The organism is Novipirellula artificiosorum (assembly GCF_007860135.1).
Lineage (GTDB): Bacteria > Planctomycetota > Planctomycetia > Pirellulales > Pirellulaceae > Novipirellula_A > Novipirellula_A artificiosorum.
In genome coordinates this window covers 292,813-310,167 of the sequence record NZ_SJPV01000010.1, presented here as the reverse complement: position 1 = coordinate 310,167, position 17,355 = coordinate 292,813, and the positions used below count along the sequence as shown (strand labels likewise).

Here is a 17,355-nt window from a genome sequence, read left to right as displayed (position 1 = left end):
ATTATTCCGCTGCTTTCGAGTGGAGTTCCCAATCCTTTTGAAGTTGCGTTTCTTCCAGGTTCTTTGGCTTGGGTAAATCGCCTGGGCCGGGCCGTGTGGAATCAGGCAGCGCGGAAACAGCCATGGCTTGATCGAGAGGATCGAGGCCTAACGCTGCTTGCATGTCAGCAAGCGCGGCAAACCAGAACTGTTGCGCTTCCACCAATTTGATCTCGGTTTCATTCGCCTTGGATTCCAGCAAGTTCAGATAGATCAGATCGATCTTCCCTCGATCGAACGCAAAACGGTAGCGATCAAGCGTTTCGAATGCTGCACGCAGAGAGATCTCGTTCTGTTCAACCATTTGCTTTGCCAACACCAATGCGTTGTAGGCTGTCATCAATTCAGCCCCGATTTTATCCCGCTGAAGCCGCAGTTTCTCATTGATCTGGACCATCTTTGCCGTCGTGGATTGAATCTTGCCACGGGCTTTACGACGTTGAATCGGCATTTCTCCCTGTAAACCAATCACCAATTCAAACTCGCTCTTATCGTCCGATTTGGTTGCTGCCTTGCCGATGTCCTGCGAAGCCTCCGCGATGAAATCCACCCTTGGCAGGAGGTCATTGCAAGCCACACGACGCTCCAGTTCAACGCCGCGCAGTTCCAATTGCAGCAGCTGTGGCTCAGGCCGTCGCATCAGTGCAGCGGCAAGGTCTTGGTCAAAATTTGATTCGGGCAATTGGGTTTCGGGAAAGTGATCAGGAAGCCAATTGTCGCTGGGGACCATCGGTTGCCCCATCTCATCGCGCAAGTACAGCGAGAGCTTGAAGGCGATTTGACGGTATTTCTGCTCCGTTTCTAGAACCTTTGCTCGTCGTTCCGCAATCAGTTGTTGGTTGAGAATGAGATCAATCTCGGCAAATTTGTCTGCCTCAAAGCCTGCCTCAAACTGTTTGCCGCGTTTTTCAGCGATTTGCAACAACTCGCGTTGGGCTTCCAGCACGGCACCGGCAGCAACCCATTGCCAGTAGATTCCCATGGCGTCGCGAGACGTGTCGAGTATCGCTTGTTGGATGATGGGGTCAGCAGCTTGCCGAGCCAACGAGGCTTGGAAGACCGCAAGCCGATTCGTGTCGATCGCTCGACCTTGAAGCAAGGGATGGACGAAAGCGAGTTTGAACTCACCCGCTTCATCGGTTTGGCGTTCTTTGTACCAAGGCTGGAAATGACCACGTCCAATTCGATATCCCGCTGCCAGATAACTGCCCCACCACGTTTGCCGAGCGACACCAATGCCATTTCGGTAGTTCTCGTAGTTCCCCAGAGGCTCAGAAATCGTATTCCCGTATAGCTTGGTATCGAAACTGCCATAGGCTTGCGTCAGTTCGCCCGTTGCGACAATAGGCTGTTGCCGAGCGCGAGCGATTTCGGGATAGGCGCGATACAAACTGGCCACGACATCGGCGAGGGTCAATCGGTCCCCGTTGGCAGAGTCGCGAGACGCTTCGTCTGACTCCGCCGGCGACTCTAACGGATCGGCTTCGACCATTTGGATCGTGACGCCATTCTGCATTGGGACGGACGGATCTCTCCTCTCGGCCGTTTCCGAAAGTTCCGACTCGCTTTGCAGCAAAACAAAAAACTCAGAAACCGTGACGTCGCGAGGAACTTCATCGAGCACCTGAGCCTGCACCACGGGCAGCGCGCCGCTGACGAAAACCCACACCAACGCAGCAACGCTGCTTAGACGCAGATGCGACATCAGAGCTTGGGCATCTTTACTGTGCCAGCCTTGTCCTTCGATTTTTCTGGTTCCTTGTCGGCAATTGTTGGAGGAAACCCGTTTAGCTGACGCCATATTTCGTAACCAAGCGGAACCTGTTTCAGTAGCACCCATCCATTAGCGCGCACGCCTTGTCGGAGGTATCGGTCATCCGGCCATCCTTTCTCCCCTTCTTCGCCCAAGTCAGGAGTCACAACAACTCGAAAATTTCCTTTGCCATCATCAGTTGGGAAAACTCGGTTGACTTTTCCGCCGAAAGTCCCGATCGCAACCGAAGGCCAACCCACAAACTGGACAGCCGGCCACCCCTCAAACTGTATTCTTACCCGGTCTCCCTCGTGAATGAGCGGCAAATCGTTGCCGCTAATTCGCATCTCGACTGCCAAATCCGTCGTATCGGGAACAATCACAAACAGCTGGTCTCCTTCCTTGATCGTGTCACTGCCTTCCAAGCCAAACCACTGCTGAATAAATCCGGCGCGAGGCGCTTGGACATCCAATCGGTCGTATTCTGCGCGTTTGTTTTCGAGATCGATGAGTTCTTTTTCAGTGGTTCGCAGTTTTTGGAGATTCTCCAACACCTTCTGATTGGCACTTCGGTTTTTGATATCGATATCGCGTTTCTTCGATTCAATCTCCTCTTCCTTTGACATCAAGGTCGCGTACGCTTCTTCGACAGCCCCTTCGGCCTTAAGAACTTTTGCCTGCTGAGCTTCGACCGTCTGCCGTTTCGAAAACAACTCTTCGCGTGATACCAGACCTCTCGACGCAACCTCTTCTGCGATCCTGAGTTGGTTGCGTTTATCGGTCAGCTCTGCCTGCAGCGCAATGACCTCGTTTTTGGCTTGGTCCCATTTTTTGTTGGCCGCCTGGTAATCTTGATTCAAAGATCGAGTCAGGCTTTCGCCGCTACTCTGTTGCAATTCTGTTGCCTGTTCCGCAACCGCCAGCATCGATTCCGCGGCGGAGATTTTCGATTCAATCATTGCGATTTGGGTATCGAGTTGCAGCACGGCGCCTTCTGCAAACGGCGTCAATCGGAGCAACAATTCACCCTTTTCAACATAACTGCCTTCGCGCAAACCGGGTTTGACGTAACTGACGACTCCCTTGGCTGGACTCAATACGGGTTGGGGTCGGTCTTGAGGATCCAACGCGACCACGGTGCCAACACCGCGAGCCGTTTGACGCCAGGGTGCAAAGACCATTGCAACGATCGCCACGACCAACATCACGAAGGTCAATCTCGCAAAAAAGCGAATGAAGCGTCCTGCTCGCACCAGTTGAAGTGCGGGAAAATCAGTCGAAAGTTCAGATGCGTTTTTCATGGTCCCTTTAACTCGATCTGACGAAAAGCTGTGAATCGCATCGCTTTGCAATGTCTTGTTGGTTGGTCACCAGCACAAGGGTCCACGGCGCATCGGGCGCGTTGAGCGCCGTCCAAGCGGACTCTCTCGCATCGGGATTCAAATCGTCAAGTAGGCCGTCAACCACCAGCAATCGAGGCTGGCCAACCATCGCGCGAGCGAGGATCAATTGGGCCACGTGATTCTTTGCCAAGGGGTAACCGTCGGTTTGCAGCATCGTTTGCAAGCCCTCCGGCAACCGGATCACGACGTTCCATAGACCCAATTGCTGCATTACCTCACGAATCCGATTGTGGCCGATTCCAAGACGCCCCAAATCCACATTCTGCTGCAAAGTCGAATGGAAGATTTCAGGGCGTCCAGCATAACCGACCCAACGGCCTTCGCCCGCAAGTGCTGCTTGTTTCGCCTCGAAGCCAGCGACTTGGACGAACCCCTGATGCGGCTCGGTTAATCCCGCAAGTGACCGAGCCAACCATGATTTCCTGGGCAAATCATCACCCATAATCGCAACACGGTTCCCCGCTTCAATTTCCGCAGCTGGGATGTGGAGCGAACTCGTTGCGTCCTTGAAGTGGAGCTCGTCCCAGCGAACCTCGACAGGCCCGTCGGGCGGCGAACTGAGTTCGTAACGCGGGTCGACGGGGAGATCAAGCAGATGGCCGACTTTATCGATCCCGGCCATCAAGTCGTAGTACTTCTCAAGCGATTTCCCTGCTTTCGCGAATGCACCTACCACCGTTGTGACGACCAATTCGCTGGCAACCAATTGGCCAAGCGTCAATTGCTCTTGAATGACCAACCATCCCCCAAGTCCCAGCAACACACTCGAGGCCACAATTTGCAATCCAATCGCAAAGATCACTTGTCGAATGACCACGCGAAATTGACTCTTGCGTGCATTGAGGTACTCCGTGGTCAAACGATTGGCTCGCTCAATTGCAAGTTCTTCCCCCCCGTTGACCTTAAACGCAGCCGGAGATGCGATCACGTCTTGCAACCAATGCACGACTTTATACTTGACGATTGACTCATCGATCGCGGTCCGAATCCCGCCGCGGCCAAGAACCCACGTGATTGAAATCATGCTAATCAGCAGCACAACATCAAATCCCAACAGAAACGGATGGTAAAACGCCAGAAGCAGCAGTCCGACGAAGGTGGTGAGCACGATCGAAATGCCATCGAGCAACAAGACGGCGGTCGCTTTCTGAATCGTCATGATGTCGAACAAGCGATTTGCCATCTCTCGAGGATACTCACCTTCCAAAGCCTGCTGATTCACGCGTGGAAAACGGTGCGACAAGTCGCCGACAATACGGACGAATTGCCGACACTGGATGATCTCCACAAGCAGGGTCTGCAAGATCCGCAAGACACCTGCTAAACCCAAACAACCAAGTAGCATCAGTGCCACGACGACCAACGGTTGTAGGTACGTCCCCCAGCTGACGATGTTGACCAGCGATTCGACGGCCAAAGGAATGGCAAGCCCCAGCACGCCTGCGACAAATGCAAAAAGCACCACCGTCCAGATGTCGCGAGCGTCGAGTTTCAACAACGAGAGGAAGCGGCTCAAAGGGGATAAATGACCATGACCATGACCATGATGGGATTCGCTGTGCGCATGCGGTAATCCAGGATCGGTCGCGTCAGAAAGCGAATCACACTCCAACTCGCTCTTCGCGACAAAAACTCTTCCTTGAACTTCGTTTGTCACAAGCGAGCGAATCTCCTGTCTCGCCAGCGTCGATGTCGTCACCTCTTGCCCAATATGGCTGACCTCAACGTTGCGGCCCGACAACCGCTCGAACACATCAAACGAACCATTCGGCCTGACGAGAAGCAGTGGATAGCCCTCGGCAATCAAACTGTACGCTTCCGCAGCTCGAGCTAATCGCACTTCCTTGAGTGAAACCCCCAAATGCTTTGCGCCACGAACCAACAAGTCCATCGTGTGAGCCTGCTGGTCGTCTGAAGCAATATCGCCGAGGTCAATCTTACTTCGTTCAATGGAAATGCCTAAGCAGGCTCCGACTCGCAATAAGGCCTGAAAGACGGTTTCTTCTTGCAGGTTCGTGAGATCGTTGGGTTCGGACATGGAGGTTACTTCGGGGAAGCAGCTTTAGGGGGCGGTAAATCGACAATTATCCACTGGTTCGCATTCCTGAGGCCAAACCATTGATGGTCAACCGTGTCAAATGCCGGATCTCCTCTGCGTCTTCCCCTGTGTCTTCTTCATCAAACTCACGCGACCGACGCAGCAACTCGACCTGAATCATGTTCAGCGGATCGATGTAACGGTTACGAACTCGAATGGACTCTTTTAACCAGGGTGTACTATCGAGCAATTCTTGCTTGCCTGTCAACATGTAGACGGCGTCTCGCGAGCGAACAAACTCGTCGGAAATTAACTCCGCAATTTCTCTCAAGGACTCCGTATCATCGGCCAACTTTTCATATTGGCGCGCGATACCAAGGTCTGTCTTTGCCAACGCCAATTCCGCATTGTCGATTGTCGCGCGGAAAAACGGCCAATCCTGGTACATCGATTTCAGCCATTCGGCAGCAGCCTGTTCTTGCGCCATCACTCCGACCGCCCAACCAAGTCCATACCATGCCGGAATCAATAACCGGCACTGTGTCCAGGAAAATACCCACGGGATCGCCCGCAAATCACTCAAGCTGTTCCCGCCGCGGCGACGTGAGGGACGCGAGCCAATCGGTAATTGCTCGATCCCCGAAACCGGAGTTGCTCGACGAAAGAAGGCGACGAAATCAGGTTGTTGAACCAATTCGCGATAGTGATTGAACGATGCCTCGGCTAGCTGTTCCATCGTGTCGCTCCATTGTTCGCGTTCATTCGCCACCGCTCGCCCGCTGGAAACAAGCGAGGACCAAAGTACCTGCTCGAGATGTCGGTGAGCAATCGCAGCGTCGTCGTACCGATCTGCCAGGACTTCCCCTTGCTCGGTCAACCGCAGCGATCCGCCAAACGTTCCCGATGGTAACGACAAGATACTGCGCGCGGTCGGTCCGCCACCCCGGCCAAGGGATCCCCCCCGGCCATGGAAGAATGTCAATTGAACTCCCTCGGCTTCGGCGATTTTAACCAGTTGCTGCTGCGCTTTCTGAAGCGACCAGCATGCGGACAGATAACCGCCGTCTTTGGTGCTATCCGAGTAGCCAAGCATGACCGTTTGGTGATCATTCTGTCGACGAACCTGGCTGCGATACGCATCGATACGAAGCATCCCTGAGAGAATCTCTGGAGCTCTCTGCAGATCATCGATCGTCTCGAACAGAGGAATGATCGGCAAACAGTACTCCCCCTCCGCCGGAACCATTTGGTCCGATTCGCCGGTATGCTCCCACAACCACAGCACGGTCAACACGTCACTCGGCCAACGCGTCATGCTAATCACGTGGCCTCCGAGAGCATCTGGACCGAAATCGTCGACAACCCGGTGCAATAGCCGAAACAATTCAAGCGTTTCGCAAGCTTGTGAGGACAACGCTTGCATCTCAAGAGGGACCTGTTGCTTCAATGAGTCTCGCAACACCTGTTGACGCTCACTCTCCTCAAGATGCTCGGCAGATTCACAAATGCCTGTGACCCGCAGAATCTCGTTCATGACTTCCGCATATTGACGGGAGTCTTGACGCACGTCGAGCTTTGCCAAATGGAAACCGAAGGTCGCGATACGGTCGTGCCACATTTGCACCTCATCCGCAACATACAAACCACTGGGGCAATGATGGATCGCATCAAGCAGAACGTCCAGATCGGCCGACAACGCCGCTGGCGAATCGTAGGAACCGAACTTCGCATCATCGGCACTCGTCGCAGAATCAGCGTCGTCGTGTTCATCGCAGGGGCTCTCGTCAAGCGTCAGCGCTTGGGTCTGCTGCAATCGCCATCGGATGACCGCCAGCCATCGGCGACACAGTTCGCCGGGGGGGATTGCGGCAAGCAACGTTTCGAAATGCGGCCACTTGTTGATTGCCGACTGAATCGCATCAGACAACGTTGCCGCAAATTTTACCTGTCGCTGGGAGAGGCTGAGCGAGTTAGAGAGCTCATCGCAAGCAGCTAAATGGAACTCAAACGCGGCATGCCGGAGCCATTCGAAGGTTTCCCGTGTTACCTCTGCCGTGACCCCCGGGTGCCCGTCGCGGTCGCCACCGATCCAAGAGCCAAACGTCAAGCAAGGTTCGTGCACCTTGACGGCTTCTCCATAGCTCAAAGTAAGCGACTTGCGGATCTCGTGCATGATCTGAGGGACTTCATTCCAAAGGACCGGTTTGAAGGACAACCCGCGACCAACCTCTTGCATGACCGATGGACGCCACGGTCGGATGAAGTCGGTTTGCCAAAGCTTGGCAATTTCCCCACGAATTTGGCGTTCTGTTCGCGCCCGCTCGGTTGGCAATTGGTCGCGATCATAGTCGGAGAGCAGTTCACGCATTCGCCGCAATTTTTCGCGAACGCTGCGTCGTTTTGCTTCGGTTGGGTGCGCCGTGAATACAAGCTCGACTCGCAGTTGATCGATTAACTGCTGTACCTCGGTCGGCGACTTTCCCAACGCCTTCCACTCGACGACTGCTTTGCGAATCGACTCACTTCGCGGTTCTGGAAAGCTGTCGCGAGCACGATTGCGGAGTACTCGAACTCGCTGTCGGTCTTCAGAAAGATTCAACAAGTCCAAGAAAACGCTGAACCCACGAATCACAACGCGGAGGGTATCCTGGTCAAGGGACGCAATCAACTCGGCCATCCGACGTTCCGCCTCGCTGGCCCCGGTGCGTCGTTCCCAGGACAGCTTCCGCAATCTTTCGAGTTGCTCAAAAGCGTGATCTCCCGCGATTTGGCGAATGGTGTCACCAAGCATCTCACCCAGAAAGGCGATTTCGTCTCTTAATCGGTCATCATGTCTTGAAGTCGGCACGATCGCCCCTCTCTTTTTTGCTTTGTCGGATAGCGGTATCAGGTCCGCTGGCATTTTAGCCGATCGGCCAGTGCTTCTCGTTAATCGAATCGAAATGCTGGGGCGAACAAGAATACGTAAACGGTCTTTTGGTTAAGGTTGTGCGGCTGTCCCTAAGCCGGCCGTCAGTGTGCATCGTGGATCCTTAGCTCGTTCCGGAGGAGGCTTCGAAGGCAATCGACCGATCTTGGTTTGTGAAACGACCTTCGCAGGCGGCTCGGCGCCGCGAAACCTCTCTTCTAGCACGGTATACTCGATACGCGTTCGATCAAATTGGTCGGATAGGCACTTGTCGCTTCCCTCTGTTGTCACAAAGGCAAAGAACACAACTTGTTCGAAAAAAACATGAAACGCTTCCTTATCTTCCTCCTGCTGCTCGTCTCTGGATGCGGCAGCAATGCAACCGGACCCAATCGAATCGATCCAGACGCGGCGACCGAATTCACAACAACCGAATCAGGACTGAAATACCGAATTCTTCGGAAATCGGATGGGCCAAAACCCAAAGCGACCGATCAGGTCGTCGTCGATTACGCTGGTTGGCTTGACGACGGTTCGGAATTCGACAGTTCTTACAGCCGACGGGAACCGGCCACGTTTCAACTCAATGGAGTCGTTGCGGGGTGGACCGAAGGGGTCCAATTGATCGGCGAAAAAGGAATGATCGAGTTGGAAATCCCGCCGGAACTCGGCTACGGAGACCAGGGTACAGGACGCATCCCACCTGGTGCCACGCTGCATTTTAAAATCGAACTATTGGATATTCGTTAGGTTAGTTTTCGGCCTCGTGTGTCTCAAATCGGATAAGGCGAGAGGCAAAAGAGTTCTTCCCGTACGACGGACTTCCAAGTCCGTTCAAAGCCGCGACGGACAAGCATGTCCGTGGTGCAACTGGTAACTTGACATCTGCCGCTCGCCTAAGAACTAAGAGGCTCATCCGGCGGAAGCGTGCGCAGGAGGTTTTCGAGGCATCTCTCCGGTGTCCCATCATTGCTGGCAGGAGCTATTTTCACTTGTTATCGTGCAGTTGCCGGTAGAAACGGAGTCGAGCTCTGCAGAGGTGCAACTTGACAAGGGATATCCCGGTCGACGGTGCGCCAAGGGTGCTACCGGTTCCCGGCGGACGACCGTCCGTCGGGGACTCTTTTCTAAGAGATCATTGGGCACCGGAGCCATACCTCCAAAAAACCTCGAGTCTGGGTTCCGCGCGCTTCCGTCGGATGAGCCGAACTAAGAGGCTGCGATGGCTGCGGCTTTGCGTTTCCCAGATTTTTTTCCCTTCTTCTTCCCCGGCTTGATTGCCACGGGACCACCTTGCGACTTCTTCCCAAATCGTTTCGAGCCGCCTTTTCCAGCAAACGGTTTCCGCTTGCCGCCATGTGACGACTTTTCGTCGAATCCGCGGATATTCAGCGGTTTGCCTACGACCCAGGTGCGGCGAAGCGTTTCGAAGACATCGTTCGGCATGCCCTCTGGAAGGTCGACCGTCGTATAGTGGTTTTGGATATCAATCGGGCCAATGCATTGGCCGGCGATGCCCGCTTCGTTCGCAATGGCACCAACCAAATTACCTGGCTTCAACCCATCGACGTGTCCCACCTCGACACGGAATCGTTGCATCCCTTCACGCACCGGACCGCTCCGTCGGTTGCCACCTCGGTGCCCGTCGCTAAACCGATCCTGCCGATCTGCAGAGAAATCACGGCGACTATCAAAGTCACGATCCTTTGATCGTTTGGTTTTTGGCGCGTCCTTGAGTAGAAGCGGTCGACCATTCTGACAAATGTCAGCCAATGCGGCGGCCACCATCTCGATGGGCTGTCCCGTTTCCGTCGCGTAATCGTTGATCAGTTCCTTGAAAAACGACACATCGCGCTGTCCAATCGTCTCCGTGATCTTTGCCTTGAATGCGTTGACGCGTTTCAGGTTGATCTGCTCGGTCGATGGAGGGCTGACGATTTCAATCGCTTGCCGCGTCAATCGCTCGATGGATCGCAAACGTCCGGTTTGTCCCCGCGACAACAACAAGATCGCTTCTCCACTTCGTCCAGCCCGACCCGTTCGACCGATTCGGTGGATGTACGATTCGTTATCGAAGGGGGCATCAAAATTGATCACATGACTGATTCGCGAGACATCGAGCCCGCGAGCCGCGACATCGGTTGCAACCAAGACGTCGAGATGACCAGACTTTAACTTCTCAACCGTTCGCTCGCGCAGTCCCTGAGGCATATCACCATTGAGGGCAGCCGCAGCGTATCCCCAGCGGGTCAACTGATCCGCCAATGTCGTTGTTGCTTCTTTTGTCTTGGTAAACACAATCACGCCGTCTGTTTCCTCCGCTTCGAGCAACCGCATCAGCAGTTCCGGTTTCTCGCGTGGCGTCACATACAGCGCTCGTTGACGGATGTTATCAGCCGTCATGGTCTTTTGTTGAATCTGAACGCACTCAGGCTGCTTCAAGTGTTTGTTCGCGATCCGCCGAATCGGTTCCGGAAGCGTGGCCGAGAACAGCGCAATCTGGGTGTCAGCCGGCGTCTCGTTCAGGACGAATTGCACATCTTCAAGGAACCCCATGTTCAACATCTCGTCGGCTTCATCGAGAACGAGACAATTCAGCGAGTTGACGACCAAAGAGCCCCGTTTGATGTGGTCAATCACCCGACCAGGTGTGCCAACGACGATCTGAACACCACGACGAAGTTGTTTCAGTTGAGGCTCATAATCTTGACCACCATAAATCGCGGCAACCGACAGTCGTTCCATAAAGGCGCCATAGGTAGAAAACGACTTTGCGACTTGGATTGCAAGCTCACGCGTCGGAGTCAGCACCAGTACTTGGACCGTGGTTTGGCTCGGATCAAGTCGCGACAGAATCGGCAAAGCGAAGGCGGCGGTCTTGCCGGTCCCGGTCTGGGCTTGGCCAATCACATCACGCCCATCCAACAGCAGCGGAATGACCGCCGATTGGATCGCTGAAGGGGTGTCGTACCCTGACTTCTCGACGGCTTGTTGAACGGCGTCCGCGAGTGGCAGGTCCGAAAACGAAGTGGGGCTGGGGTCCAGCTGATTCATAGAGAGCTTTGCATGTGAGAGACTCCGCGCGAAGAGAGGCAGCGGACGGTCAAAATGTATAAAAACACCGTGTTTCCCGCAACTCAGTGCTTGAGTCGATCGTTCCGGTTATAACGCGTCGGAGTCGTTTTGTGTCAAGGCTGCTGATGGTCGGAAGCCCTAGCGTGAATCAAGGCCCCCTTGCAGGAATTCAAATTTCTTTCGTTTTTTGCCCACGCCGCTTCGTGACTTCCTCTCGCCGCAATAAAAAAACGCGAGACCAAAATCTCGCGTTGAATGCTTCGTTAGGAAGATGAAAACGGTAGCGAACTAGCTGTCGGTGGCGTCGGTCGGTGATGCCGATTCGTCGCTGCTGTATTCGTCACCGTAATCGCTTTGGTAGGCATCTTTCTCTTTGGCAAGCCGCTCGGCTTCGACCACCAACATCATCGCTGTCTTCAGCTCGATTGGCGAGAACCAACGCTGGTTGCCTGTGTACTTGCTTTCGACACGATTCTTCGAAGCAAGCTCTTGCCACGACATTTTGTCCATCAAATGCCATGCTGCTGCTTGCGCCGAGTTTTGAGTCACGAGCGAGTTGCCAAGTGCTTCGCAAACCAAGCGGACACTTGCGTTTTTCGTAAATTGTTCGATGGGAACAATTTTGTAAGCCATCTGAGGATGTGGGTCGGGTTTTCCATGTTCCAAGCAAACGGTCGCAACGGAGATTTTCTTGACACGTTCCGGGGGGATTCTCATCATACCGCCCATGCCGCCGCCCATACCGCCCATGCCGCCGCCCATACCGCCCATGCCGCCGCCGCCCATGCCGCCGCCCATTCCTCCGCCCATGGCCTGACCACCACCGCCACCCATGCCGCCCATGCCGCCGCCCATACCACCCATGCCGCCGCCCATGCCACCCATGCCGCCGCCCATGCCACCCATTTGGGCAAGGATTGGAAGGCCAGCGAATGCCGAGGGCATTTGCAGGTGCATTGGCTTGTCGGTCAAGTTCTTGACAATCAAGTTTGCCTTTTCCGTGCCCAGCGGGATGAACTTCACATCCACTTGGCCGGCATCGATCGCTGCGAAAAGCTCTGCGGTAATCGATCCGTCCTTGGGCAGCAAGTCGGCAAGGCCTTCCTCGCATCGTCCGGTCACCGGAGCGAGCGACAACAGGCATACGCAGGTTGGGATCAGCAACATTGCCGAGCATCGAAAGAATTTAGTCACGCCGATTTTCCTCTTCATCGATTCGCCTCTTTGGTACGAAGGAGTATGGGATCCGTTGCCGAGCGACAAATGAGGCGAACCAGAACGCATTTCCAACAAGACCGATTTGTCGCGGCTACTAGCCATCAATCCGAACCGGTCCCGCTTCCCCAGCAAATGCGAACGATTTTTTTGTCAATCGACACGACTCTTATCATAGTCGCCCAGTGACGTCTTACCAAGCAGAATCCCGCTTACCAAGCAGAATCCCGCGTAGAACCACTGGCATTTCTTGTGAGTCCTCCGAGTGCCGTGTCGTTAAAACGGGGAATTTTGGAGCATTCGCACCAAACTCAAGCGGAGGAGGTCACGCTATTTCAGCTTGTACGAAGCCTCGGAGTCGCTTGAAAGCTTCGCCGACACCTTCGCCCATTCCGAGGAAGGTGCCGCACCGTTTGGTTTCTCTGCCAGTGTGACTTCGGCTTTTTGTCTTGGCCACGGAAAAGCGGCGGGTTTTCGTTTGGGTTGCTGCTCCAACTGCTCAATCACCCAATCGATCTGTGGATTCAATTCTGCCAGATGTTCCACAAACTCCGCGATTCTCGTGTAAATTTCAGGCGCACTTGCTGACGCGATGATGTCCAACTTTCCGATCGGCAACTCGCTGCCATCTACCGTCTGTCGAGTGAACAGCGGCACGCACATCGTTAACTGGTTGGCTTTCTCAGGAAGCCGAACGCTTTGCCATGAAGCATGGTAGCCTTCATGGATCCAGGCTAAATTCAAGTCGATTTTAATGCTGGCCAGCTCGTGAGAACGAGCGAACTCGACGAGCGGTTCCCAAATGGTTTCCCAAGCCCCCGTGCCCTGCAGCAGATGGCGACGCTGCAGTTTCTTCGTGTCACACTGAGCAACCGGCGTCGAAAAGGAACGGCTGAAGTTGTAAACACGACTGGCGACAAGCCGAAACTCGGCGTAGCCAAACGATCGTGTCACCACCAACAGTCCCAAGACGAAAAGTACTCCAATGGCTGCCAACCACGGCAAGTCATAGTAGGTCGATACGACAGACAACGCTGTTGTAATCAAACACAAGGCGGCGACCACGACCAGCATGCCCCGGCTGCCAAATTTAGACTGAAGCAGATGGTGCAAATGGGCACGATCCGTTGCATAGATGCTGCGTCCGGTAAGCCAGCGACGCAAGATTGCGGCACTCGAATCGAACAACGGAATCGCAAGGATCGCCACAGGTGCTGAAGCAAGAATCGTTGATTCCTTAACACTGCTCCAAATCGCCAGCACTCCGACAAAGAAGCCGATCATCATGCTGCCGGCATCGCCAAGGAAAATACTGGCGGGAGGCCGATTGTAGGCTAAGAAACCGAGCAGTGCTCCGGACAGGGCAAAGCAAATCACACCGTTAAGAGAAACCCCGCTGCGGCAACTCAAAATGCCAAGGCCAGCACAAATGATGCAACCGACGGTAGTTGCCATTCCATCGGCACCATCGATCAAATTGAGAGCATTGATGGCGACCAGCAGCCAAAGCATCGTAACAGGAAATTCCAAATGCCCAAGCTGAAACTCGTATCCCAGCACACTGAGTTGCGTGATCACGGTACCGCGGCCGACCACGATGGCAACAATCAAACACTGCAGCAGCAATTTCTGGCGACCCCGTAGGGCCCAGCGGTCATCAACCAATCCAACCACGAGGATCGCTGCTGCTGCAGCAAACAGCGTTTTCCATCGTCCCAGGAACGGCTCGAGGGTCGAGTGCGCAAAGTGGTGATCGATCAACATCGTCGTGCCGAATCCAACCAACAACGCGGCAAAAACCGCCAACCCGCCGCCGAGAGCAATCGGTTTGGTGTGTAGTTTTCGTTGCAAATCGGGCTTGTCGATCATCCCAATCCGAACCGCGATTTCACGCACGAGTGGAACGAGGATCAAAGCAGCAGCGGTTGAAATCACTAGACTCGCTAGCAGCAACCAACTCATAAGAATCGCCTGGGGAAAAGTCAAAGGTGTCGTTCATCGGCCGGAATGAAACAGCAGGCAGCCAGCAACCTAGTATAAAAATGGAGCAGCTGTTCCGAATGGGTGTAATGCAAAAAACGAGAATCTTTTTTGCTTAGAACCCGCATAAACCGTTCGCTTTAACGGGGGCGACAACGAAAAACACGCACAATCGAACGACTCGTTAATACCGATTCTGCCGTCACAAATGCTTTTTCCGAGATATTTGGTTAATCCTGAACCCCTGTTTCGGCGATAAATAGCCCTGAGCGGTGGTGCCTTACACGCACAACCCTCACAACCTGTAGGACTAGAACACGGAATGCCTTTGCTGCCAAAAGGGGGGCCAAATGGCGATTCGTTCAATGATTTTGCCGCAAACACGAATCAGCGCCGATCAAGGCGTCGCGGACCTGGAACATGTATTGAATGCGTCCCTGACGGATCGCACGGTTTTACCTAGCGGTGAAGCAGCGTCCTGGAGAGCGGGTTCAGACACTGCAAAACGAAAATCTCGTCGAAGCCGTCGCGTCGCTCGCGCCGTGATGCTCGCCGGATTGTCGCTCGTCATGTTGGGATCGACTGGATGCACCATGTTTAGTGGTCTGTGCAGTTCGATGAGCCAGCATGAAGCGTTAGACGACTTTATGATTGGCCATCGCAACAAAGTGATGGCCGCAAAGGCTTGGCATTGCCAGAAGCACACCTTCTGCAATCCGTCGAGTGCTTTCAAAGAGGGCTTTTACGAAGGCTATATGGATGTCGCAAATGGCGGCAACGGATGCATCCCTTCGGTTGCTCCGTCGAAGTACTGGGGATGGGCTTATCAATCTGCAAACGGCCAAACCGCCGTCAACGATTGGTTCGCAGGCTACCCGATGGGCGTGAAAGCGGCCGAACAGGATGGAGTCGGGCATTGGAGCCAAGTGCAGACCACTCAATCACCGATGTACGGACCGCCAATGGCTAATCCAGCTCTGATGCCTGCTGCCATGGCGCCTACGCTCATCGATCACGACGAAGATCTTGGCAGTCCCTTTGTTGATGACCAACCGGTCGACAGCAAAGCGGCTCCCGAGAACAGCAATGACGTCGAGACGAACCCGATCGATTCGGGGCTCGAAGATGCACTGGAGTTCCAAGACGAGGGTGATGCCGCGTTGTTTCATAACAACGGCGGGTTCTCTTTCTCGGATTCCGCCTCCGATGTTCCGGAACTGAAACGCAAATCTGCTGCACCCGCAGCAACCGAGCAGCTTGCAGCAAGGGACATCGATGATGTCATTGACAGTATCTTCGGAGTTGGCCCAGCGGAAGTGGAAGCTTCTTCGCAACGAGTGATCGAAGCGAGTAATCCGGCAGCGAAGTCGGCGAGAGAGTCGTCGGTGACGGAGCTACCGTTCAGCTTCCAGTAGTCTCGCTGATTCGAAACGATGGTCGCGATGCAAGGTGCCTCGCGACGACTTTGTAAGTCATCTGGCGACGCCCAACAGCGCCCCAATTACGCATACGCATTGTCCTTAGTTAGAGAGTTCAGGGATGAACAGGAAATCTTTGCCAGCCGGAAAACGGGCGTCACGCGTGCTTCGGTCCTTCACGACCGTAGTCGCTGCCGGTCTTCTTTCCACCGCGATGACAGGTTGCACTGCTTTGACGCAACCGATCAATGGTGTACCTGCGAACCGATTGCCCAATACGTTCTTTGCCGAGCCAAAGAATGATTTGGTCCCAGTCGACATTTCGCTACTTTCACTCGAACCGCCACGCGACTATCAAATCTCGGGCGGCGATATCCTCGGTGTTTACATCGAAGGCGTGTTGCCATTCAATCCACCGAATGCCCCGCCAGAACCACCGCCCGTGAATTTCCCGGATGCCGACAGCACACTTCCACCTTCGATTGGATACCCGATCGCGGTGCAAGATGATGGAACGTTAGCCCTGCCGCTGATCGAACCGCTGGACGTTGAAGGCTTGACACTTGAGCAGATCCGCGAAGCGATTCGCGACGCCTACATTGAAGAAGAAATCTTACGTCCAGAAAAGGCTCGCCCGATCGTCACGATCATCAAAGAGCGAACCTACGACGTGATCGTCGTTCGTGAGGATGGTGGGAATTTGCTTACCCAGAACATCGCAGCGGATTACATTCGCGGTACCAGCGACAAGAGTGCCAGTGGTGCGATGATCCAGTTGCCGGCGTATCAAAACGATGTGCTGCATGCTCTCGTCGAAACCGGTGGGCTTCCTGGTTTGAACGCCAAGAACGAAGTGAAAGTGCTGAGGGCCAGCGAAGCGGACCAACGCAAGCGTTCACAGTTCATGCAGCAGTTCTACGCTCAGCAGCGTGCCGCGATGCTCGACCCTTGTGCTTGCCCTCCGGAACTTCCAGATGATCCTACGATTTTGCGAATTCCTCTGCGACTCAAACCGGGTATCATTCCGAACATCACTCCGGATCAGGTCACTTTGCAAGACGGAGACATCGTCTACATTGAATCTCGCGAAACTGAAGTCTTCTATACCGGTGGCTTGCTGCCCGGTGGTGAATTCCCTCTGCCTCGTGACTATGACCTTGACGTGCTCGGAGCTATGGCGATTGCGGGTCAGGGCGTGGGGTCCACGACGAACAGTGGCGGTGCCGGAGGCATCCTCGGTCGCGGATCGTCAGCAATCCCACCAGGACGCGTGTACATCCTTCGCAAAACTCGCTGCAACGGACAGGTAGCAATCGAGGTGGACCTGACCAAGGCAATCAACGATCCGAAGAGCCGACCGCTGATCATGGCCGGGGACACGATCCTGCTGCAGTACCGCTGTGAAGAGGAATTGTTGAACTTCGGTATTGCAACCTTCTTCACCTACGGATTGACCGAACTGATTCGAAGCAACTAGTCCCGTCGAATCAAACGTCCTACAGAAAGTGGAACCGCACTGTGACCAC

General features: G+C 54.3%; 10 protein-coding genes. 3 read left to right on the top strand and 7 right to left on the bottom strand.

Going from position 1 to position 17,355, the window contains the following annotated elements; all coding sequences use genetic code 11:
• Position 1: 1 nt before the first annotated feature.
• The 4 genes from Poly41_RS24335 to ppc are packed head-to-tail and all read right to left on the bottom strand — an operon-like array spanning position 2 to position 8,081.
• The gene (locus tag Poly41_RS24335) at positions 2–1,744 is read right to left on the bottom strand and encodes a TolC family protein (RefSeq protein WP_146529781.1); all 1,743 of its coding nucleotides are present in this window, start codon (positions 1,742–1,744) and stop codon (positions 2–4) included.
• Complete coding sequence (locus tag Poly41_RS24330) at positions 1,744–3,093, bottom strand: HlyD family secretion protein (protein WP_146529779.1); 1,350 nt, start codon at positions 3,091–3,093, stop codon at positions 1,744–1,746. Before Poly41_RS24330 ends, Poly41_RS24335 begins: the two co-directional genes overlap by 1 nt.
• A 7-nt stretch (positions 3,094–3,100) precedes the next feature.
• Positions 3,101–5,233 carry an ATP-binding cassette domain-containing protein gene (locus tag Poly41_RS24325; protein WP_146529777.1) on the bottom strand — a complete coding sequence of 711 codons (2,133 nt, stop codon included), beginning with the start codon at positions 5,231–5,233 and terminating at the stop codon, positions 3,101–3,103.
• Positions 5,234–5,279: 46 nt separating this feature from the next.
• Positions 5,280–8,081, bottom strand: coding sequence for a phosphoenolpyruvate carboxylase (ppc, locus tag Poly41_RS24320; protein WP_197231595.1), 2,802 nt, complete (start codon positions 8,079–8,081; stop codon positions 5,280–5,282).
• A 384-nt stretch (positions 8,082–8,465) separates the two neighbouring features.
• Between ppc and Poly41_RS24315 the strand changes: the two genes are divergently transcribed.
• Positions 8,466–8,891, top strand: a complete 426-nt coding sequence (locus Poly41_RS24315; RefSeq protein ID WP_146529773.1) for an FKBP-type peptidyl-prolyl cis-trans isomerase — start codon at positions 8,466–8,468, stop codon at positions 8,889–8,891.
• A 459-nt stretch (positions 8,892–9,350) separates the two neighbouring features.
• On the opposite strand, the gene Poly41_RS24310 is transcribed toward Poly41_RS24315, so the two are convergent.
• The 3 genes from Poly41_RS24310 to Poly41_RS24300 form a co-directional block, all read right to left on the bottom strand.
• Positions 9,351–11,195 (bottom strand): DEAD/DEAH box helicase, encoded by a 1,845-nt coding sequence (locus Poly41_RS24310; protein ID WP_146529771.1) that lies wholly within the window; start codon positions 11,193–11,195, stop codon positions 9,351–9,353.
• 309 nt (positions 11,196–11,504) lie between these two features.
• The gene (locus Poly41_RS35090; RefSeq protein WP_231615891.1) at positions 11,505–12,428 is read right to left on the bottom strand and encodes a hypothetical protein; all 924 of its coding nucleotides are present in this window, start codon (positions 12,426–12,428) and stop codon (positions 11,505–11,507) included.
• A 333-nt stretch (positions 12,429–12,761) separates the two neighbouring features.
• The gene (locus Poly41_RS24300) at positions 12,762–14,393 is read right to left on the bottom strand and encodes a glycosyltransferase family 4 protein (RefSeq protein ID WP_146529769.1); all 1,632 of its coding nucleotides are present in this window, start codon (positions 14,391–14,393) and stop codon (positions 12,762–12,764) included.
• Positions 14,394–14,761: 368 nt separating this feature from the next.
• Here Poly41_RS24300 and Poly41_RS24295 point away from each other — a divergent pair, with 368 nt between their 5' ends.
• Positions 14,762–15,826: a hypothetical protein gene (locus Poly41_RS24295; RefSeq protein WP_146529767.1), complete on the top strand. Its 1,065-nt coding sequence runs from the start codon at positions 14,762–14,764 to the stop codon at positions 15,824–15,826.
• A gap of 217 nt (positions 15,827–16,043) precedes the next feature.
• Positions 16,044–17,306, top strand: a complete 1,263-nt coding sequence (locus Poly41_RS24290) for a polysaccharide biosynthesis/export family protein (protein WP_231615900.1) — start codon at positions 16,044–16,046, stop codon at positions 17,304–17,306.
• Positions 17,307–17,355 lie beyond the last annotated feature (49 nt).